The 25,993-nt window shown below is 64.8% G+C and carries 25 protein-coding genes and 1 tRNA gene; 17 read left to right on the top strand and 9 right to left on the bottom strand.

Going from position 1 to position 25,993, the window contains the following annotated elements; genetic code table 11:
• The first annotated feature begins 7 nt into the window (after positions 1-7).
• Entirely contained in the window at positions 8-1,432 is a 1,425-nt protein-coding gene (locus MSG_RS16420) for an amino acid permease (RefSeq protein WP_096441207.1), read from the top strand.
• Positions 1,433-1,434: 2 nt separating this feature from the next.
• Here the strand turns inward: MSG_RS16420 and MSG_RS16415 are convergent, their stop codons facing one another.
• From MSG_RS16415 to MSG_RS16405, 3 genes are all read right to left on the bottom strand, one after another.
• Positions 1,435-2,772 carry an ABC transporter substrate-binding protein gene (locus MSG_RS16415; RefSeq protein ID WP_096441206.1) on the bottom strand — a complete coding sequence of 446 codons (1,338 nt, stop codon included), beginning with the start codon at positions 2,770-2,772 and terminating at the stop codon, positions 1,435-1,437.
• A 79-nt stretch (positions 2,773-2,851) separates the two neighbouring features.
• Complete coding sequence (locus MSG_RS16410) at positions 2,852-3,676, bottom strand: carbohydrate ABC transporter permease (RefSeq protein ID WP_096441205.1); 825 nt, start codon at positions 3,674-3,676, stop codon at positions 2,852-2,854.
• The gene (locus MSG_RS16405) at positions 3,663-4,547 is read right to left on the bottom strand and encodes a carbohydrate ABC transporter permease (protein WP_096441204.1); all 885 of its coding nucleotides are present in this window, start codon (positions 4,545-4,547) and stop codon (positions 3,663-3,665) included. The genes MSG_RS16410 and MSG_RS16405 overlap by 14 nt, the downstream gene beginning before the upstream one ends.
• Positions 4,548-4,606: 59 nt before the next feature.
• Between MSG_RS16405 and MSG_RS16400 the strand changes: the two genes are divergently transcribed.
• Genes MSG_RS16400 through MSG_RS16390 form a run of 3 tightly spaced genes read left to right on the top strand, consistent with a single transcriptional unit; the run spans position 4,607 to position 8,377 of the window.
• Positions 4,607-6,124 (top strand): TldD/PmbA family protein, encoded by a 1,518-nt coding sequence (locus tag MSG_RS16400; protein ID WP_096441203.1) that lies wholly within the window; start codon positions 4,607-4,609, stop codon positions 6,122-6,124.
• On the top strand, positions 6,121-7,494 hold the full coding sequence (locus MSG_RS16395) for a metallopeptidase TldD-related protein (protein WP_096441202.1): 1,374 nt from the start codon (positions 6,121-6,123) through the stop codon (positions 7,492-7,494). The genes MSG_RS16400 and MSG_RS16395 overlap by 4 nt, the downstream gene beginning before the upstream one ends.
• Before the next feature lie 16 nt (positions 7,495-7,510).
• Positions 7,511-8,377, top strand: coding sequence for a carboxymuconolactone decarboxylase family protein (locus MSG_RS16390; RefSeq protein WP_096441201.1), 867 nt, complete (start codon positions 7,511-7,513; stop codon positions 8,375-8,377).
• 24 nt (positions 8,378-8,401) lie between these two features.
• Here the strand turns inward: MSG_RS16390 and MSG_RS16385 are convergent, their stop codons facing one another.
• Positions 8,402-8,839 (bottom strand): carboxymuconolactone decarboxylase family protein, encoded by a 438-nt coding sequence (locus MSG_RS16385; RefSeq protein ID WP_096441200.1) that lies wholly within the window; start codon positions 8,837-8,839, stop codon positions 8,402-8,404.
• A 147-nt stretch (positions 8,840-8,986) separates the two neighbouring features.
• Between MSG_RS16385 and MSG_RS16380 the strand changes: the two genes are divergently transcribed.
• The 7 genes from MSG_RS16380 (at position 8,987) to MSG_RS16345 (ending at position 15,361) form a co-directional block, all read left to right on the top strand.
• On the top strand, positions 8,987-9,202 hold the full coding sequence (locus tag MSG_RS16380; protein WP_096441199.1) for a DUF3072 domain-containing protein: 216 nt from the start codon (positions 8,987-8,989) through the stop codon (positions 9,200-9,202).
• Positions 9,203-9,268: 66 nt separating this feature from the next.
• Positions 9,269-9,559, top strand: a complete 291-nt coding sequence (locus MSG_RS16375) for a CDGP domain-containing protein (protein WP_096441198.1) — start codon at positions 9,269-9,271, stop codon at positions 9,557-9,559.
• Between the two features lie 235 nt (positions 9,560-9,794).
• Complete coding sequence (locus tag MSG_RS16370; RefSeq protein WP_096441197.1) at positions 9,795-10,250, top strand: nitroreductase family deazaflavin-dependent oxidoreductase; 456 nt, start codon at positions 9,795-9,797, stop codon at positions 10,248-10,250.
• A 29-nt stretch (positions 10,251-10,279) separates the two neighbouring features.
• Positions 10,280-10,356: transfer RNA gene (locus MSG_RS16365), tRNA-Ile, on the top strand.
• A 194-nt stretch (positions 10,357-10,550) separates the two neighbouring features.
• Positions 10,551-11,204, top strand: coding sequence for a DUF4145 domain-containing protein (locus MSG_RS16360; RefSeq protein ID WP_232011058.1), 654 nt, complete (start codon positions 10,551-10,553; stop codon positions 11,202-11,204).
• A 926-nt stretch (positions 11,205-12,130) separates the two neighbouring features.
• Positions 12,131-13,296, top strand: a protein-coding gene (locus MSG_RS16350; RefSeq protein ID WP_096437424.1) for an IS3 family transposase whose coding sequence is annotated in 2 segments (ribosomal slippage) — positions 12,131-12,415 and positions 12,418-13,296 — 1,164 coding nt in all. Because the reading frame shifts where the segments join, the coding sequence is not laid out codon by codon here.
• A 751-nt stretch (positions 13,297-14,047) separates the two neighbouring features.
• The gene (locus MSG_RS16345) at positions 14,048-15,361 is read left to right on the top strand and encodes an NtaA/DmoA family FMN-dependent monooxygenase (protein ID WP_162899245.1); all 1,314 of its coding nucleotides are present in this window, start codon (positions 14,048-14,050) and stop codon (positions 15,359-15,361) included.
• 8 nt (positions 15,362-15,369) lie between these two features.
• Here MSG_RS16345 and MSG_RS16340 read toward each other — a convergent pair whose 3' ends face one another.
• A complete protein-coding gene (locus MSG_RS16340; RefSeq protein WP_162899244.1) occupies positions 15,370-16,296 on the bottom strand; it encodes a class I SAM-dependent methyltransferase in 927 nt (308 codons plus the stop codon).
• A gap of 523 nt (positions 16,297-16,819) precedes the next feature.
• Here MSG_RS16340 and MSG_RS16335 point away from each other — a divergent pair.
• Complete coding sequence (locus MSG_RS16335) at positions 16,820-17,467, top strand: HAD-IA family hydrolase (protein WP_232011057.1); 648 nt, start codon at positions 16,820-16,822, stop codon at positions 17,465-17,467.
• Between the two features lie 89 nt (positions 17,468-17,556).
• Here MSG_RS16335 and MSG_RS16330 read toward each other — a convergent pair whose 3' ends face one another.
• Both MSG_RS16330 and MSG_RS16325 read right to left on the bottom strand, forming a co-directional pair.
• A complete protein-coding gene (locus MSG_RS16330; RefSeq protein WP_096441189.1) occupies positions 17,557-18,483 on the bottom strand; it encodes an ATP-grasp domain-containing protein in 927 nt (308 codons plus the stop codon).
• A gap of 222 nt (positions 18,484-18,705) precedes the next feature.
• Positions 18,706-19,314: a TetR/AcrR family transcriptional regulator gene (locus tag MSG_RS16325; protein WP_170063166.1), complete on the bottom strand. Its 609-nt coding sequence runs from the start codon at positions 19,312-19,314 to the stop codon at positions 18,706-18,708.
• A gap of 117 nt (positions 19,315-19,431) precedes the next feature.
• On the opposite strand from MSG_RS16325, the gene MSG_RS16320 reads away from it, so the two are divergent.
• Positions 19,432-20,682, top strand: a complete 1,251-nt coding sequence (locus tag MSG_RS16320; RefSeq protein ID WP_096441185.1) for a cytochrome P450 — start codon at positions 19,432-19,434, stop codon at positions 20,680-20,682.
• Between the two features lie 36 nt (positions 20,683-20,718).
• On the opposite strand, the gene MSG_RS16315 is transcribed toward MSG_RS16320, so the two are convergent.
• Positions 20,719-21,987 carry a sensor histidine kinase gene (locus MSG_RS16315; protein WP_096441183.1) on the bottom strand — a complete coding sequence of 423 codons (1,269 nt, stop codon included), beginning with the start codon at positions 21,985-21,987 and terminating at the stop codon, positions 20,719-20,721.
• Between the two features lie 78 nt (positions 21,988-22,065).
• Between MSG_RS16315 and MSG_RS16310 the strand changes: the two genes are divergently transcribed.
• From MSG_RS16310 to MSG_RS16295, 4 genes are all read left to right on the top strand, one after another.
• Positions 22,066-22,602: a hypothetical protein gene (locus MSG_RS16310; protein ID WP_096444605.1), complete on the top strand. Its 537-nt coding sequence runs from the start codon at positions 22,066-22,068 to the stop codon at positions 22,600-22,602.
• Between the two features lie 24 nt (positions 22,603-22,626).
• Positions 22,627-23,529: a TPM domain-containing protein gene (locus tag MSG_RS16305; RefSeq protein ID WP_096441181.1), complete on the top strand. Its 903-nt coding sequence runs from the start codon at positions 22,627-22,629 to the stop codon at positions 23,527-23,529.
• Positions 23,530-23,609: 80 nt separating this feature from the next.
• Entirely contained in the window at positions 23,610-24,428 is an 819-nt protein-coding gene (locus tag MSG_RS16300) for a formate/nitrite transporter family protein (protein WP_096441179.1), read from the top strand.
• 62 nt (positions 24,429-24,490) lie between these two features.
• A complete protein-coding gene (locus tag MSG_RS16295; RefSeq protein WP_096444604.1) occupies positions 24,491-24,880 on the top strand; it encodes a YchJ family protein in 390 nt (129 codons plus the stop codon).
• A gap of 22 nt (positions 24,881-24,902) precedes the next feature.
• Here MSG_RS16295 and MSG_RS16290 read toward each other — a convergent pair whose 3' ends face one another.
• Positions 24,903-25,910 carry an IS481 family transposase gene (locus MSG_RS16290; RefSeq protein WP_145958458.1) on the bottom strand — a complete coding sequence of 336 codons (1,008 nt, stop codon included), beginning with the start codon at positions 25,908-25,910 and terminating at the stop codon, positions 24,903-24,905.
• Between the last annotated feature and the right edge of the window lie 83 nt (positions 25,911-25,993).

Genomic DNA, 25,993 nt, shown 5'->3' with positions numbered 1-25,993 from the left:
GACGCTATTGCCGGCCACTTCGTTCAGCCTGATTCAGCAAATGCTGCGGCGCCGCCCGGTGATCGGCGCGCCCGTCGCGCCTGGAGCCACATCTCAGCTGGAACGCGGCATCGGCGTCTTCGAGCTGACGATGCTCGGGGTCGGCTCGACGATCGGCACCGGTATCTTCTTCGTGCTGTCGGAGGCGGTCCCCGAGGCCGGCCCCGGGGTCATCGTCTCCTTCCTGGTCGCCGGCATCGCGGCGGGCCTGGCCGCCATCTGCTATGCCGAATTGGCTTCGGCCGTACCCGTTTCCGGCTCGTCGTATTCGTACGCCTATGCCACGCTGGGCGAGGCCGTCGCGATGGGTGTGGCGACCTGCCTGCTGCTGGAATACGGGGTGGCCACGGCCGCGGTCGCGGTGGGCTGGAGCGGCTACGTCAACAAACTGCTGGACAACCTGTTCGGGTTTCACCTGCCGCGAGCGCTGTCGGCCGCGCCGTGGGGCCCGAACCCGGGCTTTGTGAATCTGCCGGCGATCATCCTGATCGGGATGTGTGCGCTGTTGCTCGTCCGGGGTGCCAGCGAATCGGCGAAGGTCAACGCGATCATGGTGTTGATCAAGCTCGGTGTGCTGGCCACATTCGCGATCATCGCCCTGACGGCCTTCGATGCCCACCAGTTCAAGGACTTCGCCCCGTTCGGCGTCGCCGGCATCGGCACGGCCGCGGGCACCATCTTCTTCTCGTTCATCGGGCTGGATGCGGTGTCGACCGCCGGCGACGAGGTCAAGGATCCGCAGACGACCATGCCGCGCGCGCTGATCGCGGCGCTGGTGGTCATCACCGGGTTCTATGTGCTCGTGGCCCTCGCGGCGCTGGGCGCCCAGCCGTGGCAGGACTTCGCCGGACAACAGGACGCCGGGCTGGCCACCATCCTGGACAACGTCACGCACGCCGGCTGGGCCAGCACGATTCTGTCTGCGGGCGCGGTGATCTCGATCTTCACGGTCACGTTGGTGACGATGTACGGCCAAACCCGGATCCTGTTCGCGATGGGCCGCGACGGGCTGCTGCCCTCGACCTTCGCGAAGGTGAGCTCGCGCACCATGACCCCGGTGCACAACACGGCGATCGTCGCCGCCGCCGCGGCGCTGCTGGCTGGCTTCATCCCGCTCGACAAGCTCGCGGACATGGTGTCCATCGGCACGCTCACCGCGTTCATCGTCGTCTCGATCGGGGTGATCACCCTACGGGTGCGCGAGCCCGACCTGCCGCGCGCGTTCAAGGTGCCGGGTTATCCGGTGACACCGGTGCTTTCGATCCTGGTGTGCGGGTACATCCTGGCCAGCCTGCACTGGTACACCTGGATCGCGTTCAGCGGCTGGGTCTCGCTAGGGCTGGTCTTCTACTTCCTCTGGGGCCGCCACCACAGCGCGCTCAACGACGCCTGACCCTACTGGTGAGCCGCGGCGTTGGCCGCGGCCTGCGCCTTGCGCAGCGTGTCGGCGACGTCGCCGCGGCCCAGGAACATGTCGTCGAAATAGCTTTGCAGCGCGGTGTTTCCGGCCGCGAAGCCCGCCCCGCCGGGCGCTGGGATCCGCGGGCCGTTTAGGACCGAGAAGAAGGGCGTGACGTCGACGCCCCTGCCGGCCCAGTAGTCGAAGTAGACGGGCTGGGCCGACAGCACCGCGGGAATCGCCGCTCCGTCGCGGCCCACGTATTCGTTGGCCTCCTTGGTACCCATCCAGGCCAACACCTGACGCACGGCGTCCGGGTGCTTGGTCGCCGAATTCCCAGCTATCGCAATGCCGTTGGTGACGCTGACGCGGCCCACCGGCCCGGCGGGCAGCATCGCGATACCCCAGTGGAAGCCGGCGTCGCGCGCGATCTGCGACAGGCTGTAGGTGCCGGACTGGAAGAGCGCCATCCTGCCGGCCAGGAATTGGTTGAGGCAGAACTCGCCGTTGTCGTTGGTGTCCGATGCCGGCGGCGCGACGTGGTCGGTGTTGATCAAACCGCTCAGGTAGCTGAACGCCTCGATGGCCCCGGGGTTGTCGAAGGCGAAGCTGTCGCCGCGCTGGAACACACCGCCGGCCGAGCCGATGTAGTTGAGGTAGATGCCTTGCGGGTCGTTCGCCGCGTTGTAGGCCCATTGGCGCACCCGCAGCGGGTCGAAACCCGCTGTGTCTGCCTTGTTTCCACTCGCATCGACGGCCAGCTGGGCCAGCAGCGGGCGCAGCGTGTCGTCGGCGCCGGGGTCCCAGCGCATGCCGTTCAGCTGGCCGGGGTCGATGCCGGCGGCGGCCAGCAGGTCGGCGTTGTAGTACACGGCGATTCCGCCGTCGGTCAGCTGCGGCACGCCCCACAGCGCGCCGCGGCGGGTGAACTGGTCCACCACCGCCGAATCCCAGCCGGCGCGCTCGTGGGGGTCGACGGTGTTGCTGATGTTCAGCAATCGGCCGTTGTCTGCGTAGGCGGCCAGATAGGCGTTGGACAGCCAGAAGATGTCGTCGGCGCTGTCGCCGGCGACATCGGTGCGCAGGGTCTGGAAGTAGTTCGTGTAAGCCACCATGTTGGTGTGCACTTCGATGTCCGGGTGGGCGCGGTTGAACACCTGGAACGATTGCTCATAGGCCGCGGCGATCGGCGCGGCCCACAGCCGCACTCGCACCAGGATCTTGTGGCCGTGCGCTTCGCCGGTGTAATTCAACAGCACCGCCAGCGCGGCCAACAGCATGGCGACGGCCACGAGCGCGCCGGCCGCCAGCGTCGAGGACCGCGCCCTGCTCATGGGGTCCGCCGAGATTGCCGTGGTGGTCGTGAACCTGCCAGTTCTACAGCCATGACGGCCATCTCGGCGCCCCGCCGGCTCACTTGATTCCCGTCAGGACGATCGAGGCCACGATGTGGCGCTGGAAGACGATGAACAGTGCGATCAGCGGCACGACCGCCAGCGTCGTCGCCGCCATCACCAGCGTCCACTGCGAGTTGAATCGGGTCTGCAGGTCGGCCGTCGCCACCGTCAGCACTCGCCATTTGTGGCCGCTGGTGATGACCAACGGCCACATGAAGTTGTTCCATTGCGTGACGACGGTGATCAGCGTCAAGGCTGCCAGCACCGGGCGACTCGACGGGACGACCACGTGGGTGATCACGTCCAGGGTGTTGGCGCCGTCGAGGTGTGCGGCGTTGATCAGATCGTTGGGGATCAGGCGAAAGTGCTCACGCAGCAAGAAGATTGCGTAGGGGGAGCCGAACATGAACGGCAGTACCAGCGCCCAGAACGTGTTGCGCAAGCCCATCTGGGCCATCATCAGATACAGCGGCACCACGGTGACTGTCCCCGGCACCATCAGCGTCGCGATGTATACCCAGAACAGCGCGTCGCGCCCGGCGAACTCCAGGCGCGCGAACGCGTAGGCCGCCAGCACCGAGAAGGTCAGCTGACCCAGCAGTATCACCGCCGTCATCAACGCGGTCACCAGCGCCGCGCGGCCGAAACCGGCGGCCGAGAGGTCGCCGTAGTTGGACAGCGTGAAGGGCCGCGGAATCTGCAGCGGCGAACCCGTCGCGAACTGGCGCCGCGAGGTCAGCGATGTCAGCAGCCCAAGTGCGAAGGGCACCAACGTGATCAGCGCACCGGCGATCAGGCCGGTGTAGATCGCTGCCGCCCCCAGCCGGCTAGGTAAGGTCATAGCTGATCCGCCGCCGGAAGTACAGATGCTGGACGATGGTGACACCGATCAGGATGACGAACAGCGCCACCGCCATGACCGCGGCCCGCCCGATGGCCGCCGAACCGAACGCCTCGGCGTAGATGCGGTGAGCCACCAGATCGGTGCTGTTGTCGGGCCCGCCGCCGGTCAACGCGTAGACGGTGTCGAAAACTTGTGCGGTGCTCACGATTCCGGTCACCAGCACGAAAAACGTCGTCGGGCGCAACATCGGCAGGGTGATCCGCCAGAACCGCTGCCAGGAGTTGGCGCCGTCGGTGCTCGCCGCGTTGTGGACGTCGCCGGGGATCGCGAGCAGGCCCGCGAGGAAGGACAGTGAGACGTAGCCGACGTTGGCCCACACCACGACGGCCGACACCAGGGGCAGCGCAAAGCTCGGTTCCGACAGCCACTCGATGCTGTGCCCGAGCAACGCGCTCACCGCGCCGTCGGTGGGCGCCAGGATCCAGCGCCACAGCACCGCGATCGCCAGCGGGGCGCACACCCAGGGCAGCACGTAGACGGTGCGAAAAAAACCGGTGCCGGGCAGCAGGCGGGCCAGCATCATCGCGGCCATCAGTCCCAGCACCGTCTGGGCGGGCACCACGATCGCGACGAAGATCGCGGTCACGATCAGCGATTCGCCGAATCCGGCGTCGGTCAGCACCGAGCGCCAATTGGTCAGGCCGACATAGTGCAGCGGCCCCAGCAGGTCCCACCGGTACAGGCTGAGCCACAGCACCACCAGGATGGGCAGCAGCAGAAAGGCGACGACGCCGAACAGGCTAGGTGCCAGCAGGGCGTAGCCCAGTACCGCGGAGCGAGGCTGCTTCCTCGGGTCGGCGCCGGCCATGAAGGTAATTAAAGCGGGCTCGGCGGCGGTTTGGAGTGCTCGGTCGTTACGGTGGAGCCGTGACACCGAATCGGGGGATCGATGCCGACTTCTTGGGGCTGCCCCGCCATGAACTGGCCGACGCCGCGCTATCGGCGGCCACCGCCGCGGGCGCCAGCTACGCCGACCTGCGAGTTCATCGCCTCAACACCGAGGTCGTCCAGCTGCGCGACGGGGAACTGGAGACCTCGGTCGTCAGCCGCGAGGTCGGGCTGGCGGTGCGGGTCATCGTCGACGGCACCTGGGGGTTTGCCTCGCACGCCGAGCTCGCGCCCGCGGTGGCGGCCGAAACGGCGCGCCGCGCGGTGCATGTGGCGACCACCCTGGCGGCGCTGAACACCGAGCGCGTCGAGCTGGCCGCCGAGCCCGTATATGCCGACGCGACCTGGGTGTCGAACTACCGGATCGATCCGTTCGACATCCCCGGGACCGAGAAGATCGCCGTGCTCGAGGAGTACTCCGGGCGGCTGCTCAGCGCCGACGGCGTCGACCACGTGTCGGCCGGTCTGACGGCGGTCAAGGAGCAGACGTTCTACGCCGACACCTTCGGCTCCTCGATCACCCAGCAGCGGGTGCGGGTGATGCCGTCGCTCGAGGCGGTCACTGTCGACGCCGCCGCGGGCAGCTTCGATTCCATGCGCACGCTGGTGCCGCCGATGGGCCGGGGCTGGGAGGTGCTGGCCGGCGACGAGGTGTGGAACTGGACCGATGAGCTCGCGCAGCTGCCGTCGCTGCTGGCCGAGAAGGTCAAGTCGCCCAGCGTGACGGCGGGGCCGACGGACCTGGTGATCGACCCGACCAACCTGTGGCTGACCATTCACGAATCCATAGGTCATGCAACCGAATACGACCGCGCTATCGGCTACGAGGCCGCGTATGCCGGGACGTCGTTCGTGACGCCGGACAAGCTCGGCACCATGCGCTACGGGTCGCCGATCATGAACGTGACCGCCGATCGCACCGTCGAATTCGGTTTGGCCAGCGTCGGTTACGACGACGAGGGCGTGGCGGCGCAAAGCTGGGATCTGGTGCGCGACGGCATCTTCGTCGGCTATCAGCTTGACCGGGTGTTCGCGCCACGGCTGGGGCAGGAGCGCTCCAACGGCTGCTCGTATGCCGATTCGCCGCATCACGTGCCGATCCAGCGGATGGCCAACGTGTCGCTGCAGCCCAGCCCCGACGACCTCAGCACCGACGACCTGATCGCGCGGGTGCAGGACGGCATCTACATCGTCGGCGACAAATCCTGGTCAATCGACATGCAGCGGTACAACTTTCAATTCACCGGGCAACGCTTCTTCCGCATCCGCGACGGGCGCCTCGACGGTCAGCTGCGCGACGTGGCGTATCAGGCCACCACGACCGACTTCTGGAATTCCATGGAAGCCGTTGGCGGACCGTCGACGTGGCGGCTGGGCGGCGCGTTCAACTGCGGCAAGGCCCAGCCCGGGCAGATCGCCGCGGTCAGCCATGGGTGCCCGTCGGCGTTGTTTCGCGGCGTCAATGTGCTCAACACGCGCAGCGAGGGCGGCCGATGATCGCGCCGCAGCACGTCGTCAACATCGTCTTGCAGGAGGCGGCCAAGCTGGGCCGCGCCGACGAGACCATGGTGCTGGTCACCGACAAGGTCGAGGCCACGCTGCGCTGGGCCGGCAACTCGATGACCACCAACGGGCTCGCGCACAGCCGCAGCGTGACCGTGATCTCGGTAGTGCGCAAGGGCAGTAGCGCCTTCATCGGCACCGTCGTCTCGGCCGAGGTCGACCCGCGCGTGCTGCCTGACCTGGTGGCCGCATCCCAGGACGCGGCGCATTCCGCGCCCGAGGCCGGTGACGCGGCGCCGCTGCTCGCCGATACCGGTGCGCCCGCGGATTGGGACGCGCCGGTGCCCGGCACCGGGCCCGAGGTGTTCGCCGACGTCGCCGGCTCGCTGAGCCGCGGGTTCGGGGGCGGCGATCGCTTGTACGGCTTTGCGCACCATAGTGTTTCGACGACGTTCCTGGCGTCGTCGACGGGCCTGCGCCGCCGCTACACCCAGCCCACCGGGGCGGTCGAGATCAACGGCAAGCGTGGCGACGCCAGCGCCTGGACCGGCATTGGCACCCCCGATTTCGTCGGCGTGCCAACAGATTCGATGCTCGACGAGCTGTCGATGAGGTTGGATTGGGCCAAGCGCAGGGTCGACCTGCCGGCCGGGCGCTACGAGACGATCATGCCGCCATCGACCGTGGCCGACATGATGATCTACCTGGCCTGGACGATGGCCGGCCGCGGCGCGCAGGAGGGCCGCACCGCATTCTCGGCGCCCGGCGGCGGGACCCGGGTGGGGGAGCGGCTGACCGACCTGCCGCTGACGTTGTTCTCCGATCCGATAACGCCCGGGTTGGCGTGCGCGCCGTTCGTGGCGGTGAGTAGCTCCTCGGAGACCGTGTCGGTCTTCGACAACGGCATGGAGATCAGCCAGGTCGACTGGATCCGCGACGGGGTCATCAACGCGCTGGCGTACCCGCGGGCCATCGCCGCGAAGTTCGACGCCAAGGTCGCCGTGGCCGCCGACAACCTCGCGATGACGGGCGGGTCGGCGGAGCTGGCCGACCTGATCGCCGGCACCGAGCGCGGCCTGCTGCTGACCACGCTGTGGTACATCCGCGAGGTCGACCCCACCACGCTGCTGCTCACCGGGTTGACCCGGGACGGCGTTTACCTGATCGAGGACGGCGAGGTCACCGCGGCGGTCAACAACTTCCGCTTCAACGAGAGTCCGCTGGATCTGCTGCGACGCGCCACCGAGGCCGGTGTCAGCGAAAAGACGCTGCCCCGGGAATGGGGCGATTGGGCCACCCGCGCGGCGATGCCGTCGCTGCGGATACCGGATTTCCACATGTCCTCGGTGAGCCAGGCGCAATAGTCGTAACGTGTGACGAATGGCGGCTCCGGTTTCGGTTCGTGGAGATCTGCTGACGCGATTGGTGGCCCTGTCGCCCGGGAGCCCGGGCGACGGTCGGCTGGTGGGTCTGGTGCGGCGGGTGTGCGCGCAGACGGTGTCGTTGCCGCCGCTGCCCGCAGAGATCGCCGTCGACGAACCCGAGTCGGAGGCCGAGGCCGTCGTCGCCGAGTTCGCCGAGCAGTTCAGCACCGATGTCTCCGCGATCACCGACGAGCAGCGGTCCCGGTTGTTCAAGTCGTTGGGGGACAACACCTTCGGTGTCGTGGTGGCGATGTACCTGGCTGACTTCCTGCCGCGGATGCGGGCCGGGCTGCAGGCGCTGGGCGTCGGCGAGCAGTACCTGGGCTGGACGCGCGGGCCGGTCGAGTGGGATCACGCGACGCAGCCCGCCGACGTGGTGTTCAACGACTTCCTGCCGGCAGTCGGCGCGATGCGTGCGCTCGACCCGGTCACCTCCGAGCTGGTGCGGCTGCGCGGTGCCGCACAGCACAACTGCCGGCTGTGCAAATCGGTGCGCGAGAGCCGGGCGCTGGACGCCGGGGGTTCGGAGACGCTGTACGACGACATCGAGCGTTTCGAGAGCTCGGCGCTGATCGACGACCGCGCAAAAGCAGCGCTGCGCTATGTCGATGGGTTAATTTGGACGCCGGCGCACCTCGACGCCGACGTTGTCGCCGAGGTGCGCGCCGGGTTTTCCGAGGTCGAAGCCGTCGAGCTCACCTTCGACGTGATGCGCAACGCCAGTAACAAGGTCGCGGTGTCGCTGAAAGCCGACGCCCCGCGGGTTTCGGAAGGCACCGAGACCTACTTGCTCGACGCCGACGGTCAAACCGTCTTCAGCTGAGGCTCCCGCGCGAGACGTGCCTGGTCATCCGCCTTTGAAGGCATTGGCGCCCATCACCAGGGACGCGGTGCCGCCGTAGAGGTAGCCGACCTCGACCGCTTCGGTGATCTCGGCTTCGGTGGCGCCCGTGGCGCGCGCGTTGTCGGCCAGCGTCTTCACGCCGTCGGGGTGGGCGGCGATCGTGTCGGTGATCATGCCCATCAGGAACTTGTACTTGGCCGGGATGGCGCCGTCGCGCAGGATGCGCTCACGCATCGTGGTGTAGGAGTCGGCGAACTGCGGATCGCGCTGCTGAATCGCCGTGAGCCAAGGGGTGTCGGCGGTCGGTCCGCCGGGTGCGGGCGGCGGCACGGGGTCGGGCTCGGCCCGACTTGAGGCCGTGAGCGGCGTGACTCCGAGGAATACCGCCACCAGCGTCGCCGTCAGGCAGGTCTTCAGACCGTTGAGCATCGAGTTCGTCATAAGGGCACCGTACGCGGGCCGGCGAGGATCGGCCAACTGAAATACATTGCGCCACTTCGTAAATCGTGATGACGCTGAGGTCGCCCGAATTTGCCGCAAACACGAGGTTTCGAACGTGTACGTGTGTGCGATGGGTACCCCCGGGAAATGACCGACGACACGCGGCAAGCACCGCAGGAAAATCCCGAGAAGGACACGTCTGAATGGGTTACCGGCGACGAGCCGATGACCGGCCCGCAGCGCAGTTACCTGCGCACGCTGGCGCAGGAGGCCGACCGCGAGGTGCCCGAGGATCTGACGAAGGCGCAGGCTTCGGATCTCATCGACGCGTTGCAACAACAGACGGGCCGCAGCGCCGACTGAGACTTCAAAAACCGATCACGCAGGCGGTAGCGTCATTGATATTGGCTGGTATGACGGGAGGCAACCATGAAGCGCTGCATCGTCGGAGGGCTGGCCGCCCTGCTGCTGTCCGCGGGGCTGATGAGTTCGGCGCCGCCGGCCAGTGCCGGTTGCCAGTACGGGGGAGGCGTGATCAGTAGGTGTGACGGCCCCATTCAGCCCGACGGCACCTGGCAACGGTGCGTGGCGGTGCCCCGGTTGATTCCCAACGGCGCCAGCTCCTACCTGGTGCCCGACGGGCACTGCGATTCGATGGGGCCCGGCCGGCCGCCTGCGGATCTGGGGTTCGCCGACCCCCCGACGCACATCGACGGCTGAGTAACGCCCTTACGCCGCTTGGGTTTTCCATCTCGGCGGCGCATCGGCCCACAGCTATGCTGTGCGAGGTGTACGTCTTGCGCGATGGCGTACCACAAGCGGGTGCCCGCATCGCCGGTGCCGCCCCCTCAGCCGCCCGCGCACTGACTACGCTTTAGCCGTGTCGCTACGACGGTTCAGCCCCTATCGCGGTCGGCGTCTCCGGTGGGACGAGGCTCTCTTAGAGCGTGCGGCCATGACCCGCGTCGGCTCTGCGCTCGGGAAGCATCTGGCGCCGCGATTCGACAAGTTGGTGATCCCGCGGACCAACGGCCGGCTGAGCACGATGGGCATCGACAAGGTCGGGCTCGTCACGACCACCGGCGCCAAGTCGGGTCAGCCACGCTCGCAGCCGTTGGCGTTGCTCGACGACGGCGACGGCTTGCTCGCCATCGCATCGAATTACGGCCAGGAGAAGCATCCGGGGTGGAGCGCCAACCTCCTGGCGCATCCGGACTGCACGGTCGAGCTCAACGGTCCGCCGCGGCCATACCGGGCCGAACTGCTCGAGGGCGACGAGCGCGCCAAAGCGTGGGCGACAGCCAACGACGTCTACGCCGGATACGAGAATTACCGGAAGAACTGCGAGCCCCGACAGATCCGGATCTTTCGACTTCGCCCGGTCGCTGGCGACTCGGGGAGTGAGAGCTGACGCGCTAAGGTCGTACCCGTTAACCGCCGGGGGCGGTAGCTCAGTTGGTTAGAGCCGCGGACTCATAATCCGTTGGTCGCGGGTTCGAGCCCCGCCCGCCCCACCACCTATTTGCCCAGCTCAAAGGGCATTTTTGGCCAACGCTTGCCGTTGCCCAACTTTCCGTTCCACACGCTGTGTCGGTGTCTTGTCGTCAGTCGCGTGACTTAAGCCGCGATGGTCAGCTTCCGGTGGCTGCAGTGGGCATCTGAGAGGGAAGTCTTGCCCGACAACGTAGCGGCCAGTAGCTAGATTTACGGCATGCTCAATCACATTTGTTGGATATGCAAAGCCAACACAGGGCACGAACTGGTCGGTGATGCAAGGTTCGTTGGGCCAGAGGCGGGTTTCCAGCCAGAACAGCTGGCATGTGCCGCATACGAATGTTCAGTTTGCGGCGGCATATCAGTCGCATTGGCTGCCTTCGGGACGCCGCCCCATGTCCCGCTGTATCAGTACATGGCCTCCGTGCGCGGCGATCAACTTATGTGGCGTCCTTCAGCTACGGAAACGGCGGACTACCCTCACGTCCCTCCGCATATCGCGGAGGCTGCCAAAGAGGCATACGAATGTGAGAGCAATCAGCACTATCGTGCAGCGATCATGCTTGCCCGTGCGGTGATCGAGGCGACCGCAAAGGACAAGGGCGTAGAGGACGGAACCCTCTACAACAAGATCGAAGTCATGGCGACTGCTGGGCTGATTCGGACGATGATCAAGGACGCTGCGCATGGGGTGCGCGAGCTAGGCAACGAGATGGCTCACGGGGACTTTGTAGACCCAATCAGCGCGGAAGAATCGCAATTGGTTATTCACCTTATGGGCGAGATTTTGAACGATGTCTACCAATCGCCCGCCGCTACTGCACAGGCACAACAATCAGCGCAAGCTCGGAGGCAAGGCAGGAACTCGTAGCCACAGATTCGTTGTGACGTTGGTCACAGGCCCCGGCCCGGAGCCTCCGCGCCAACTCGTTAGCTGGGCCTAGCGCCCACCTGCTGGGATGCCTTCTACGCTCGTATTCAAGTTTGCTGACGAAATATGCGGTGAATAAGGCTCGATGCCATTAGAACCCGAATTAAAGGGTTCAGCCTCAATACAACCCGAGTTTTGATCTCTGAACACGCTGCAGCACAACAAATTTCGACGATCCGGCCTGTTGCCCCGGCGGTACGCTGGGCCGTGTCCGCTCAGGGTGAGCGGTCTGGATACCGACGCAAGGGAGAGTGGAGAATGCAGGTAACCCAAGACGGGTCGATCAAAGAGATGACAGTTGAAGAAGTAGTGCAGTTGCTACTTCGGGACGGTCCGCAAAAAGCGATTCTCGAGTACGACGCCGATGATGCCAGTGAGTGTGCCCTTGTTGCTTACCTACCGGACGTTGTGTACGACCCAATTAAACGGGGTCGTTGCTTTTTCACGTTGCGGTGAAGCGAGCAGCAGTGCCGTCCTGCCAACGCGAAAGACCCCTCCAGCGTAAGGAACTGGAGGGGTTTTCGCGGTTCGCCCGCCCAACGGATAAGGCGAACACGTTTGAGACCCTAGGCGCAGGTACCACCTCCGGTCGATGCCATCACGAGCGGTCCTTGCCCGCATCGGGCGGGTGCAACGCCTAGGGGCCGTTATCCTCTTGCGTCGGTGCTAGTTCCGATGCGCACGTCGGTTGGCGGCGTGGTGCCTCGATACCGACCGCCCATAGATGGCGGCGCATCTTCTAGACCGGGTGGCGTTAGACCACCCGCCCAGCTGTACTCCGATTCACGCGGCATACGGGTCTGCTGCACGAATAGGTGACACCTGAGATGGCTTGCCCAGCGTGGGCAGGCTGGGAGGATGTCACCATGGCACGGCCCTATCCCCGCGAGTTCCGCGACGACGTGGTGCGCGTGGCCGGCAACCGCGACGACGGTGTGACGCTTGAGCAGATCGCCGCCGATTTCGGGGTGCATCCGATCACGTTGTCGAAGTGGCTGCGCCAGGCCGATGTGGACGATGGCTCCAAGCCCGGCAGGGCCACCACCGATTCGGTAGAGCTACGAGAGGCGCGTCGGCGGATCAAGCTGCTCGAGCAGGAGAACGAGGTACTACGCCGGGCCGCGGCGTATCTGTCGCAGTCCAACCTGCCGGGAAAAGGCTCTACCCGCTCGTGAAAGAGCTCGCCGCCAACGGGATTCCCGTGGCGGTGACGTGCCGGGTCCTCAAGCTCGCCCGCCAGCCCTATTACCGCTGGCTGGCTGATCCGGTCACCGACGCCGAATACGTTGCGGCGCATCGGGCCAACGCCTTATTCGACGCCCACCACGATGACCCGGAGTTCGGCTACCGTTTCCTGGTCGAAGAGGCCCGAGATGCCGGCCAACCGATGGCCGAGCGCACCGCGTGGCGGATCTGCGCCGACAACGGCTGGTGGAGTGCGTTCGGCAAGCGCAGGCGGGGCAAGAACGGAAAGGTCGGGCCGCCAGTACACGATGATCTGGTCGGCCGAGACTTCACCGCTGAGGCACCAAATCAATTGTGGCTGGCGGATATTACTGAACATCGCACCGCCGAAGGCAAACTCTACCTGTGTGCGATCAAGGACGTGTTCTCCAACCGCATTGTCGGCTACAGCATCGACTCGCGAATGAAATCACGACTGGCCACCCAAGCCTTGGCCAGCGCCATAGCCCGTCGCGGTGACGTCGCCGGCTGCGTGGTCCACAGCGACCGCGGCAGTCAATTTCGCAGCCGACGATTCGTCCACGCCCTGGGCCGCTGCGACATGGTCGGTTCCATGGGCCGCGTCGGCGCGGCCGGCGACAACGCCGCCATGGAGAGCTTCTTCAGCCTGTTGCAGAAGAACGTTTTGGACCGCCGCCGCTGGGACACCCGAGAACAGCTCCGCATCGCCATCGTCACCTGGATCGAACGCACCTACCACCGGCGACGGCGACAACTCGCTCTCGGCCGGTTGACCCCCGTCGAGTTCGAAGCAATCATGACCACACCGGCCAATCAGGCCGCGTGACCGAAACTGTCACCTATCGGTGCAGCAGACCCCTCAGTTGGCAAGTAGGAAGGCTTGCGCCCGTCAAGGGGCTGCCCTATGAACTTTGGTAGGCGTGCAGCCTTGCCCGCCGACCCAACGAAAACCACGTCTTGTCGGTGGTTCGTCGTCATGGTTCCGGCAACCTAGTGACTTGCCGCGTTGCGCTAGCCGTCCGCGTAATACCTGGGTTTTGAACAAGAAGCGCTGGAAAACAAGAGGATTGGAGCTGTTCCAGGGCAATTTTTGGATCTGACAGGGTTTGCTATCTTGCTAGACCGAGGAGCTCATAATCCGTTGGTCGCGGGTTCGAGCCCCGCCGGGGGCGCAGGTCAGGATGTGTGACTTCGGCTGATGCTTGACAGTCACTCCGGCTGGTCGGCTCCTGAGATACGCGGCTTTGAAGCCTCGGAATTGTGACCGACGTCCGCGAAGTCAGGCCTTCAGATAGCCGGCGTCCGGGCCGGCAATTCAGCGCCGTAAGAGGCGCCGCCTGTGCAGCAGACTCGCACTGAAATATGCAAGGTAGGCCAACGTGGCCGCTTGGGCGGCCCGGCGTGTGCGGGCACCGAACAGCTCGGGCACTTGCGACGTAGCCATCCGACGAAGGACTATTTCACCCTCTGGCCGTGTTGCCTCATCGGAATGCTGAGCGCCGCGATCATGCCCTGACGAACTGGCATGGCCACGATGCCTCCCTCGCAAGCATTCACGCGCCCGAAGGAGTCAACCTGTGAGCTCGACGTCTCTGCACTTCAACGCTTTCATCTGGCCGAACGGCTATCACGAGGCCGCGTGGCGCGTCGTCGACGGCGATGTGCGCAATGTGCTGGGTCTGTCCTACTACACCGATCTCGCGCGCATCGCCGAACGCGGGTTGATGGACTCGATCTTCTTGGCAGACAACATGGCCATCGCCGAATATCGCGCCACGTACCTGCCTCAGACGCAGTTCGACCCGATAGCGGTGCTCTCGGCACAGGCAGCGGTCACCGACCGCATCGGGCTGATCGGGACCGGCTCGACGACCTACAGCAAGCCCTGGGAGCTGGCTCGCCGCTTCGCGACGCTCGACCACCTCAGCGGCGGCCGCGCCGGCTGGAACATCGTCACCACCGTCACCCCGCTCGCCGCGGCGGCCTTCGGCGAGCCATTCCACCCCGAGCACGCCGATCGCTACGCGCAGGCCCACGAATTCGTCGACGCCGTCACCCAGGTCTGGGACAGCTGGGACGACGACGCGGTTATCGGCGACCGCGAACGCGGCGTGTGGGCAGACCGCGCCAAGTTGCATGCGCCGCGCTTTCACGGCAAGTACTACGACGTCGAGGGTGTCCAGCCATTTCCGCGCAGCCCGCAGGGCCACCCGGTACTCGTGCAAGCGGGACAATCGGCCGCGGGCGTCGGGCTGGCCGCGCGATACGCCGAGATCGTCTTCTCCGGGCCTCCCTCACTCGAGGCGGCGGTCGCTTTCCGGGCCAAGCTGCACGAGCAGGCCGCGGCCGTCGGTCGTCAACCCGACCACATCAAGGTGCTGCCCGCGTTGATGATCACGCTAGGCGGCACCGAAGCCGAAGCCCGGGGACGCGCGCAGCGCCTCGAAGCCCTGGAGAACCCCGAATTTCGTTGGCAGAACACGCTTTACATAGCGGGGTTTGACCCCGACGGCTTCGATCCCGATGCTCCGTTGCCCGCCGAACTCTGGACCGGGCGGTCGGCGCCGTCAAGCCGCGCCGAGCAGCTGTTCGCAGCCTCGCGGGCGCGGCCCGAGGCTTCGTTGAGGGAGATCGCCAACCAGGTGACCGGCGGGCTGGCGGGACAGACGCATTTCGTCGGCACGCCGGAGCAGCTGGCCGACCATGTGACCTCGTGGCAGGACGCAGGCGCAGCAGACGGGTTCACAATTATGGGCTCGACGCTGCCGCACGAGCTTACGACGTTCGTCGATCATGTCGTTCCGATCCTGCAGCGGGATGGCCGATTCCGCACCGAGTACGCGGGGTCCACCTTGCGCGATCACCTCGGGCTGGAACGGCCGGCTAAATAACCTGTTGCTTATATTTCCCCGCGCTCGACGACGAAGCGAACCTGGCACGCTTTGTGGATATTACCGGGGCGGAAACCGACGACGTCAGTATCCACGACACGGAAGCCGAGGCTATCGAATAGTGAATGCCACTCGCTAACCCGCTTGAACTGACAGCCGAAATTCATATCGACAAGGCCCTGGGCGACAGCATTACCAAAGAAATCAATGAGCACCAGAGCCCGAAATTGATCGTCTTCATCCAATTTATTGAATTCGCGTAGCTCGATTTGTCCTGCTCCGGCGTCCGATTTCGCCGCGGGCACGCCGTAGGTATCTTCCTCGATGATCAGTCGCCGTGCAACACGCCGCAAATTAAGCAGCAACGGAATCAAATCGGGCTCATCGACGTGGTGAAGGACAGTTTTGACGATCGCACTGTCAAACATGTCGTCCGCGTAGGGGACGTCAACGGGCGAAGCCATCTGCCGGAAGGGTAGATGACCAGCCTCGGGGCCGCGGTAGTCCATGACGTCGGTGGTGTAGCAATCAAAGCCGGCGCGCGCGATCAGCGCAGCTAAATGGCCGCGCCCGCTGCCGAAGTCGAGTACCGTGCTACCGCTAATGGCGTCGGCGAGGTTGTTGAAGTCTTGTACCGGCTTACGCTGCGACTTATACGCCGAGTACCCCTCGCTGAACCATGACCCGTCTCCCTCGGACGTGAAGAATCGCGCGTGCACCTCTTCGGTTGCCTGGTAAAGCTCACGCCCATTATCGGCCGCCAGCAAATACTTACGCACATCCTCCAGGACGGTATGTACATCGCTGGAGTTGTCAGGAAAGTGGAATTTGTAACTATTTTCGAGCAGCGACAAAGTGAAGTCCAGAGCTGTGGTTTGGTGTTGCAGAGTCTCATGAATGTACTCGTATTGAGCCCGTTTGGTGGCCGTTGTCACCAACAATCCTTTCGTCGCCCAGACTTCAAAGCCCGTCGCGGCGTCGTTGGGTGGTGACAGGCGAAGGCAAAGCAATTGGTTAAAAGCATGATATCAGGACGATGCAAATTGAAGAAATAGGCGAAAGGTAGCTAAATTTTTCTTGTTTTGCTTTACAACACCGCCCGCTCCGCGTATTAGCAAAGATGGCCGACCCGCAGTGGGGCCACACCTCTTTTACTCGGCGCTGATTGCCGCAGGCGGCTGACGTGCGGTTCTCACTGCCGACAGGCGCAAGTGCCCGTTCAGGGCGGTATGACCATCGCCGGGCGCCGTCCTCGTGGGCAAACCGAAGTCGCCCCTGCGCCCGGCGAGCTCCCGCTCGCGGATTGCGACGGGCCAGGGGAGTGCTCGCACGAAGTATTGTGTTTGCCCAGACGCGTTTCAGTTGGGGCAGAATTGGGCAGCGACACACCTTCCGATGCTCGGTCCCCCGTGCCCGTTAGGGTTGCTGCCTATGGTGGTGCTGCGCGGCAAGCGAATCTTGTTCGACATCGACGGCACCTTGATCGATTCAACCGCGACAGTCGAACAGTCCTGGCGTACGTGGGCCGATGAATACGGCGTCGACCACGAAGTGCTGCTCGGGGTCTGCCATGGCAGGCGGACCGAGGACACTGTCGCTCAATTCATCGCACCGCGCGACCGGGTCGCGGCGACGGCTCGGCAACTCGCGCTGCAAGAGTTGGCAGATCTGGATGGTGTCCTGGAGCTACCGGGAGCGCGCCGACTGCTTGATGCGCTGCCGGGGGGTCACTGGGCCGCAGTGACGTCCGGTCCCCGCTCGTTGATGGCTGCTCGCCTGGCGGCAGCGGGGCTCCCCGCCCCCAAGCTGCTGATCGGCGCGGAAGATGTCACGAACGGCAAGCCAGACCCCGAGAGCTACCTCAAAGCCGCCGCCGCATTGGGCGTCGAGGCGCAGGAGTGCCTGGTGGTCGAGGATGCGCCCGCGGGCGTCGGCGCTGGCCGAGCCGCAGGGGCACAAGTGCTCGCCGTCACGACCACTCACCGCGCCGCCGAACTGGCGGACGCCGACGTCGTCGTAACCGATCTATCCTGCGTGCGTGTCAAGGTCACCGATGCCGGTGTCGACTTGCTGGTCGTCGAAAGCGGTGGACAGCGCGCCAATTGACGATGCGATCAGGCAAACCTGCACGCGAAAGTTGTCGCCGTGGCCTCAAGCATCACTGCGGTCGGAACTCGGCGAGAACATAGCCTCGGTTACTGGTCCGCATGATCAAGAATCGCCCGGACGACTTTGGCGAGCGCCTCGATGCTCTCTTTTTTCATCAGTGATCCGCCAAGCCGCGGATTTATCTCGAAGACTACTGGACGCCCGTCGATAAGCTTGAAATTCACATTACAGGGACCGGTGAAGTTCAAGCTCCTCACGATCCGCGAAAATATCGACATCACTTCATCGCTCTGTGTCGACCTGTTGAACTCAACCGGGCTGCGGAACCGCCGAATCTCCGCGGGTCCTCGCATTCGGTACTCGAACGAATGTTCCTCAAGGATCTCGCCCGATTTACACACCAAGTGAGTGACGTATTCGAACTCGCCGGCAATGAGCTCTTGAATTTGATAGGGATGTTGACGGAAGAGTGGATCACGCAGGTGCGACACAAGCTGCTCGATGTCGTGGGCGATCCTGACGCCGTCTCCGGCGTACAGGTCGAGTCGCTTGACGACACAGGGATAACGTACCGCTTCTCCCTCGCCGAAGACGGCAGGAAGATATTCTTGGAATCCAGAGCGGGCAAGAAAGTCGTGCAATTTCTTCTTGTCCGATACTTTCGCTATGAGATCGTGCGGAGAAGTTAAGTGTCGGAAACCATCGGGAAGTGTTGTTATATGTTTTTCCAGCAATGGGATGATGACGGTGTTCGCTCGCTTTTCATCGTTCCACGAGGACAAATCACTATTTTCATGTAACAGCTGGACGCTCTTAACCGGAAGCGCCCCCTTCCACAGCCGTGCCCGAGGACCGAGTGCAACCATCCAATCACGGCTATGTTTGCCGAAAATCGCAACGTGTAGGTCCGGGTTTTTCAGGCGCAAATCCGTTGTATGGCTCATGTTTTCGCGGGCGGGCTTCGACCAGCGTTCGCCGCTGATCTTGAGCTTTCGGGAAACCATGTTCGCCATCGGTAGGCACTCCTCAACGCTGGGGAATTAGCCTAGGCTAGGCTAGCCTAACGGCGACGCTGAGGCAACTGCGGGTACATCGCCGATTCATCGAGAATCGACGCGAATCAGGGCCGTCTGTTCGGCGGTCTAACCCGTTGGCGCACAGGGTTTGTCGGCTGCTTCGAGCGTTGAGCAGAGCCCCGATTCGCGCACTGGTTTCGAGCCCTGCCCGTCCCACCGTCAAATCGTGGTCGCTGCTCCAAGTGCGGTGGCGGTGAGGGTGGCGACGAGTGTGTCCTCGTCAGTGTCGATGTCACCGTGCAGCCAGCCGATGATGAGCTCGGTTGTTCCCGCGACCAGCGCCCTCGTCGCGAGTACCCGGTCGATGGACGGCTTTGGCCCTCCGGTGAACGGCACGCCGTGGGCGACCATTTGCTCGGTGAACTCGCGCACCGCACGTTGTTGGCGATCGCGAAGCCGTGGGAAGCCCGGCGATTCCAGGTAAAGACGCGCGTCAGCAGGACTGGATGCGAGCATGTGCACGACAGCGCGCAATGTCGCATTGATCCTGTCTCTGAGTGCCACGGTCGCCAACACTTCGTCCATCGCCGCCAACAGCCGAGTGAACAGGTCCTCGGCGCCGGCATCGAGCAGATCGTCTTTCGTGGCGAACTCGCTGTAAAAGTATTTCTTGCTCAGGTTCGCCCGCTGGCACACCAGATCGACGGTGAGCGGCGCGACGCCGCCTTCGGCGATGAGATCGCGGGCGGCGGCCAGTAGTCGTTCGCGCCGACTCTGCGAACGCTCAAGGGCGCTAAGGCCGCCGTAGCTTCGGCCCGCAACACTCATGACGACATCTTGACCCATCGATTGCGTGAGGCATAATCTGGAACGACTGTGTTCCAGATTACTCCCACGGAGACGAAGAGACACCCTGCAATTCCACCCGCACGTGAGGAGCGGCAAATGAGTGCCCGGATCATCGACGAGGCCGCGCAGGTTCTGGCCGACCCGCAGGCCTATACCGACGAGAAGAGGCTGCACGACGCGCTGGCGCACCTGCGCGCCCACGCCCCGGTGTCCTGGGTCGACGTGGCAGGTTACAAGCCATTCTGGGCGGTCACCAAGCACGCCGACGTGATGGACATCGAGCGGCAGAACGACCTCTTCACCAACGATCCCCGCCCGCTGTTGATGGTCTCCGACGGCGAGGACGTGCTGCGCGCACAGATGGAGGCCGGCATCGGCCTGCGCACGCTGATCCACATGGACGACCCGCACCACCGCGACATGCGCAAGATCGGCGCAGATTGGTTCCGGCCGAAAGCCATGCGGGACTTGAAGATTCGTGTCGACGAACTGGCCAAGATCTACGTCGACAAGATGGTCGCGAAGGGCCCCGAGTGCGACTTCGTCCAAGAGGTCGCGGTCAACTACCCGCTCTATGTGATCCTGTCGCTACTGGGGCTGCCGGAGTCGGACTTCCCGCGCATGCTCAAGCTGACCCAGGAGATGTTCGGCGGCGACGACACCGAGTTCCAGCGCGGCGGCGACGTCGAGGACATGCTCGCCGTGTTGCTGGACTTCTTCAACTACTTCGCCGCACTGACGGCCTCGCGCCGCGAGCACCCGACCGAGGACCTCGCGTCGGCGATCGCCAACGCCAAGATCGACGGCGAACCGCTGTCGGATATGGACACGGCCTCGTATTACGTGATCGTGGCCAGTGCGGGCCACGACACCACCAGCGCGGGCATCGCCGGCGGTCTACTTTCATTGCTGCAGAACCCCGGCGAGCTGGCCCGGCTGCAGAAGGACCCCGGCTTGATGGGCACCGCCGTCGAGGAGATGATCCGCTGCGTGGTGCCGGTCAAGGAATTCATGCGCACCGCGCAGGCGGACACGGAAGTCCGCGGCGTCCCGATCGCCAAGGGCGAAGCCGTGCTGCTGTCCTATGTGTCGGCCAACCGCGACGAGGACGTGTTCTATGACCCGTTCCGCTTCGACGTCGGCCGGGATCCCAACAAGCACCTGTCGTTCGGGTACGGCGTGCACTTCTGTCTGGGCGCCGCGCTGGCCCGGATGGAGATGAACAGCTTCTTCTCCGAACTCGTGCCGCGGATCAAGTCAATCGAGCTGGCCGGCGAGCCGGAACTGATGGCAACCACCTTCGTCGGTGGACTCAAGCACCTGCCGATCCGCTACTCACTGAGGTGATTTGAGGCCGAGGACCGGCGCACCGACCGGGACCGCCTAAGCCGCGACGAGATGGCGTGTCGGTCGTAGCGGTATGGAGATGGCTAGCTCGGTACCCGGGGACGCCGATCGGACGTCGAACTGGCCACCGGAGGCGAGCACCTTGGCTCGCATCGACGCCATGCCGATGTGACCCTCGTCGGCCTTTCGCGCGATAGTCGCGGGGGAGATTCCCACCCCGTCGTCGGCGACCCGCAGCGAGGCCAGCCCATCGGAGCAGTCCAACTCGATCCGAACATGGTGGGCACGAGCATGTTTGACGACATTCGTCAACGCCTCTCGCGCGGCACCGTACAGCACGTCATCGGTCTCGGTGCGCAGCCCGTCGGGCCAGCTATCCGCGTCGAAGTCGACGGTGAGCCCCGCACGGGAACCGAGGCTTTGCGTGAGGGCGTAGATCGCCGACTTCAATCCCATCCGTGCCAGCACGTCGGGATGCAGTTCGCGGACCACATCGCGCAGCAGGCCCGAACACTCGGCGAGCGCCGTGGCCACGCGGTCGGCGGCATCGGCCGAGCCGTCGCGAACCTCCTCGATGTCCTGGCGCGCAACCAACACATATTGCAGGGCGCCGTCGTGCAGGCGTTCCGAGATCGCCTGCCGCTCACGCCTTTCCACTCCCAGTAGCTCCTCCAACAGCTCGCGGCGTTGCCGCGCCAAGTCCGTGATCATCTCTACCCTGGACCGTTGAATGAGGGACAGCGCGACGGACCCGCCGGCCAGCCCGGCCAACACGAACGAGCTCAACAGAATCGACGACCAGGGCTCCCCGTTGGATGACCTGGTGATCCAGCATGTCAGCGTGAACACGGAGATGGTGGGAATTGCCACCGCCACACTGATGATGGGATCGAGCTGCGCCGCCGCGATCAACGGGATCAGGAAGAAACCAGTCCTCATCACATCCGACGTCCAGGCTTGCGGCGACGTTGCGCCGGTGAGTACCGACAGCACGGAAACCACGGTGACGTCGGCGGTCAACACCAGCAGGGTCACCATCGTCCTGGTGGAGATCGACGTTCGCGCCCCGCTGCGCAACGCCCACACACTCCAACATCCGATGGCGATCGCGTACACCGCCACGACGTCCAGGCAGATCATGTGGTGCCGGGTCGGCGGCTCGAACAGCAACGTCGCAACGATGAAGACGATCAACACCACGCGCAACCCGAACTGCAGCACAGTGCCCAACCACACCGGTCGCCCAAGGTCCGGCTCGACCTGGTGCGCCCGCAGGTCGTCCGCACGCTGATGATCTCTGGGCATGGGGGGCTCCCGTCGTATCGCGATGGCGGAATCATAACCGTGGCCTGGCCGAAGGCGCGCTATCGTCGGCAAGTGGCCATATCGTCTCCTGTCAGCGCAGCTCTTGCGGCGTTGCTGGCGATTACCGCCGGAGCAACGGCGCCCCACGGCAACGCCGACCCGACGACCCAGCAGTCACCGTTCCCGACCGGCAAATCCGGGACCACCATCCACGTCACGGAGTACAGCATCGCGACCGCCGACGTCACGCTCAACAACGCGACCTGGGTCTCGTCGGGCTGTTCCGCCGGCGGGGGCTGCAACGTCGTCGAGCTCACCATCGTCGGCAAGTCCGACACTCCGTTCAGCTTCAGCTCGGCCTCGGTGACCGCCGCCTCGACCCCGTGGAAGCAAGACCCGTACCGCGACATCCAGGGCGGATCATTCCTGGTCGATTACCAGGCGATCAACAAGACACCGCCCCTGCGCGCGGGCGCCGTCACGAACGGTCAGACCGCTCACGGCTTCATCGCCTACGACAGCAACGTCAAGCAGGGCGACGTCTACATCGAGTTCAGCGACCCCAACGCTCCGGCGGCGCCCACGCCGCTCGCCGGCTGGAAAGCCCACACCTAGCGGCCGGCGGGCTAGATTGCCCCTATGCGAATTGCTCGCCTGGCTCACATAGCCCTGACGATCCTGACGGCCGCGTTGCTGCTGGCGCCCCCCGTCGGCGCGCAGCCACCGTCCAAGCTCTTGGATCACCTCACCGACGACAGCGCGGTGTTGACGAGTTCCGACAAGGCGGCGATCGGCTCGGCGATCGACCGGCTCTTCAGCAGCAGGCACGTGCAACTGTGGGTCGTCTATGTCGACAACTTCAACAGGTTCCAACCCGACAACTGGGCCAAGCAAGCCCGTGACGCCAGCGGGATGGGCGACGACGACGTCCTGCTCGCCGTGGCCACGAACACCAAAAAGTACGCCTTCAGCGTGCCGCCGAAGGCGCAGGGTCCCCTCACCGCTAACGAGCTAAACAGCTTGCAAAGCAACAAGATCGAACCGGCAATCAACTCAAGAGACTGGAGCGGCGCTGCGATCGCCGCGGCCGACGGGCTGAACAAGCCAGACGGCCAAAGTGCACCAGCAAGCAAGCCAAAGCGCAACTGGCTGCCGATCGTGATCGGCGTCGTTGCCGTCGTGGTCGTCGTCGTCCTGGTTCTGCTGCTCCTTCGTGCGCGCCGCCGCAGGCGCGCCGCGCTGCACGTCAGCCCCCACGATGGGCAGCGCGTCGACTCCCTGGGCCCGGCGTTGTCCATCGCGGAGGCCAGGCTCAGCCAGATCTCCAACTACATAGCCAAGCATCGCCAGAGCATCGGCGCGCAGACGCGCACCCAGCTCGACGAGGCGAAACGGTATGCGGCACAGGCCCACAGCGCGCAATCGAGTGACCCCTACCGAGCCATCGCCGACGCCAACCGGGCCTCGACGCTGGCCGCCGAAGCGCAGGCCCTCGCAAACGCCGATGTGCAAGCGGCGCACCGCACTCCGCGGCGCCGCTGAGGTCGACAAAAGGCTGGTGGGGCGGCTCACAGGGCACGGTGTCGTAGCTGGCTCCCGGATTGGGTACTCCTGTCATCCAAATGAGTAAGACGACCCTGCGCGAACTCGGCGAATCCGGCAGTCCTATCGAGGACAAGCTCGAGGATGCCTTTGCCAGCATGCTCAGCGAAGGCACCCAGCGCCTACATCGTGCCTGGCATGCCGTGCTGGTCACCGGCTTTTTCGGGGGAACCGAGGTCGCCTTGGGCGTGCTGGCCTATTTGTCTGTCCTCGACGCGACCCACCGGCCTCTGCTGGCCGGCTTGGCCTTCTCGATCGGCTTCTTGGCTTTGCTGCTCGGCCACAGCGAGTTGTTCACCGAGGGCTTCCTGGTGCCCGTCGCCACCGTGGCGGCCAAACGAGCCAGCCTCGCTCAGCTGCTCAAGCTTTGGGGCGGCACGCTGGCGGCCAATCTCGTCGGCGGCTGGGTGATCATGTGGCTGATCATGACCGGCTTTCCCGAGCTGCGCGCACAGACGATCGAGTCGGCCGCCCACTTCGTCACGGCGCCCTGGTCGGCGCAGACCGTCGCACTCGCAGTGCTCGGCGGCATGGCGATCACGCTGATGACCCGGATGCAACACGGCACGGATTCCGTGCCGGGCAAGATCGCCGCAGCCATTGCGGTCGCGTTTCTCCTTGCCGGGCTGCGCTTGTTCCACTCGATCCTGGATTCTCTGCTGATCTTCGGTGCGTTGTTATCCGGGCACGCGCCGTTCGGTTATCTGAACTGGCTCGGCTGGTTCACCTACACGGTGATCGGCAACCTGGTCGGAGGTCTGCTGTTTGTGACACTGCTGCGCCTGCTGCGCAGCAAGGACCGCTTGCAGGAGGAACGCGCCGACGTCGACGGGGCGTGAACTGACGCCGTGAAAGTGCCGCCGAAACCGGCCGGCTCAGCGTCTGTCAGGCTCTTCCCGTGATCGAATCGCCGTGCCCGTGCGGCAGCGGCGACAGCTATGGCAGCTGTTGCGGGCCGCTGCACCGAGGTGAGTCGCAGGCCCGAACGGCCGAGGCACTGATGCGGTCACGGTATTCGGCGTTCGCCCACGGCGAGGCCGACTACCTCTTCCGAACCTGGCACCCGCGAACCCGGCCGGACGACGTGATTGTCGACCCGGGCGTCACCTGGACCAGACTGACGGTGATCGACACCGCCGCGGGTGGCCCAGACGACGACTTCGGGGAAGTGGAATTCACGGCCCGATTCGAGGCCGCGGGCCGCCCCGGCAGCCTGCATGAGCGCAGTCGTTTCGAACGCCGCGCCGGCCGATGGTTTTACCTCGACGCCGCCAAGCAGGAAGATTCCTAGCCGCTATTCGCGTTGACACCGACTAGGTGTGATGTCCAGGGAGGTTGGTCAGTCTGGTGACTGGTGGCTTGCCTGCGATGGCGGAGTGGGCTCGATGGAAATTGTAGAAGTGCAGCCAGCCCGCTAAAGCGGTGTCGCGTTCTTTAGTGGACTGGTAGTGACGGGCGTAGGCCCAACCGTCGGCCATGGTGCGATGGAATCTCTCGATCTTTCCGTTGGTTTGCGGCCGGTACGGGCGGGTCCGCTTCGGAGTGACGCGCAACTCGGCACAGGCGTCACGCCACGCGAAGGATCGGTAGGCCGATCCGTTGTCTGAGAGCACCCGTTCGACGACGACCCCGCACTCGGCGAACCACGCGACTGCGCGCTGCAGCACGGCGACGGCCGTCGCGGCCTTCTCATCGGTACAGATCTCGGCGTAAGCCATCCGAGAGTGATCGTCGATCACGGTGTGTACGAACGCGATTCCGATCTTCGGGCGGTAATTCGTCGAGATGCCACCGCGTTCCCCGGTGCGGTGGCCGGTGGCGATGGCGTTGCGTTTGCTTTGTTCTCGACTCAGGAATCTGTGACCGCCACCGTCGGGGATGTTGGCGAACTTGGTGACGTCGACGTGGATCAACGCGCCGGGATGGGGATGTTCGTAGCGGCGCAGCGGTTCGCCGGTGACGCGGTCGATGTGGGATAGCCGGTTGATGCGGCACCGGGTCAGTACCGCGTGCACAGTGGAGGCCGGCACCCCCAAGCGCCCGCCGATCTGCACCGGCCCGAGCCGCTTGCGCCATCGCAGATCCACGATCCGGCGCATCAGCGCCGGTGCGGTCCTGGTGGGGCTGACGTGCGGACGTGAGCTGCGGTCGGCCATCCCGGCGGGCCCCTCGGCGCGGAACCGATCGGCCCACTTCTTGGCGGTTCGCGGGGCGACCATGAACATCTTCGCCGCCGCCGCGTAGGTCCAACCGGACTCGACGACGAGTCTGGCGAGCCTCAATCGAGCGCGCGGGGTCAGTGCAGCGTTAGCGTGGGACACGAAGGCCTCCTGGTTGATGAAGCGGTTCCTAGACAGCTCCACTTCACAACCGGAGGCCTTCCCTGTCACACAGACTCACCGAT

The sequence above is a fragment of the Mycobacterium shigaense genome (assembly GCF_002356315.1).
In the GTDB taxonomy this organism is placed as follows: Bacteria; Actinomycetota; Actinomycetes; order Mycobacteriales; family Mycobacteriaceae; genus Mycobacterium; species Mycobacterium shigaense.
The sequence above is the reverse complement of the archived record's forward strand: the minus strand, read 5'-3'. Positions and strand labels throughout refer to the sequence as shown.

Excerpts from the sequence above, each read along its gene's own strand:
- MSG_RS16410 (WP_096441205.1), bottom strand. The coding sequence starts at position 3,676 with ATGACCTTACCTAGCCGGCTGGGGGCGGCAGCGATCTACACCGGCCTG.
- MSG_RS16370 (WP_096441197.1), top strand. The coding sequence starts at position 9,795 with ATGACCCGCGTCGGCTCTGCGCTCGGGAAGCATCTGGCGCCGCGATTC.
- MSG_RS16360 (WP_232011058.1), top strand. The coding sequence starts at position 10,551 with ATGCTCAATCACATTTGTTGGATATGCAAAGCCAACACAGGGCACGAA.
- MSG_RS16300 (WP_096441179.1), top strand. The coding sequence starts at position 23,610 with ATGAGTAAGACGACCCTGCGCGAACTCGGCGAATCCGGCAGTCCTATC.
- MSG_RS16415 (WP_096441206.1), bottom strand. The coding sequence starts at position 2,772 with ATGAGCAGGGCGCGGTCCTCGACGCTGGCGGCCGGCGCGCTCGTGGCC.
- MSG_RS16320 (WP_096441185.1), top strand. The coding sequence starts at position 19,432 with ATGAGTGCCCGGATCATCGACGAGGCCGCGCAGGTTCTGGCCGACCCG.
- MSG_RS16390 (WP_096441201.1), top strand. The coding sequence starts at position 7,511 with ATGGCGGCTCCGGTTTCGGTTCGTGGAGATCTGCTGACGCGATTGGTG.
- MSG_RS16315 (WP_096441183.1), bottom strand. The coding sequence starts at position 21,987 with ATGCCCAGAGATCATCAGCGTGCGGACGACCTGCGGGCGCACCAGGTC.
- MSG_RS16380 (WP_096441199.1), top strand. The coding sequence starts at position 8,987 with ATGACCGACGACACGCGGCAAGCACCGCAGGAAAATCCCGAGAAGGAC.
- MSG_RS16405 (WP_096441204.1), bottom strand. The coding sequence starts at position 4,547 with ATGGCCGGCGCCGACCCGAGGAAGCAGCCTCGCTCCGCGGTACTGGGC.
- MSG_RS16305 (WP_096441181.1), top strand. The coding sequence starts at position 22,627 with ATGCGAATTGCTCGCCTGGCTCACATAGCCCTGACGATCCTGACGGCC.
- MSG_RS16385 (WP_096441200.1), bottom strand. The coding sequence starts at position 8,839 with ATGACGAACTCGATGCTCAACGGTCTGAAGACCTGCCTGACGGCGACG.
- MSG_RS16325 (WP_170063166.1), bottom strand. The coding sequence starts at position 19,314 with ATGAGTGTTGCGGGCCGAAGCTACGGCGGCCTTAGCGCCCTTGAGCGT.
- MSG_RS16375 (WP_096441198.1), top strand. The coding sequence starts at position 9,269 with ATGAAGCGCTGCATCGTCGGAGGGCTGGCCGCCCTGCTGCTGTCCGCG.
- MSG_RS16395 (WP_096441202.1), top strand. The coding sequence starts at position 6,121 with ATGATCGCGCCGCAGCACGTCGTCAACATCGTCTTGCAGGAGGCGGCC.
- MSG_RS16330 (WP_096441189.1), bottom strand. The coding sequence starts at position 18,483 with ATGGCGAACATGGTTTCCCGAAAGCTCAAGATCAGCGGCGAACGCTGG.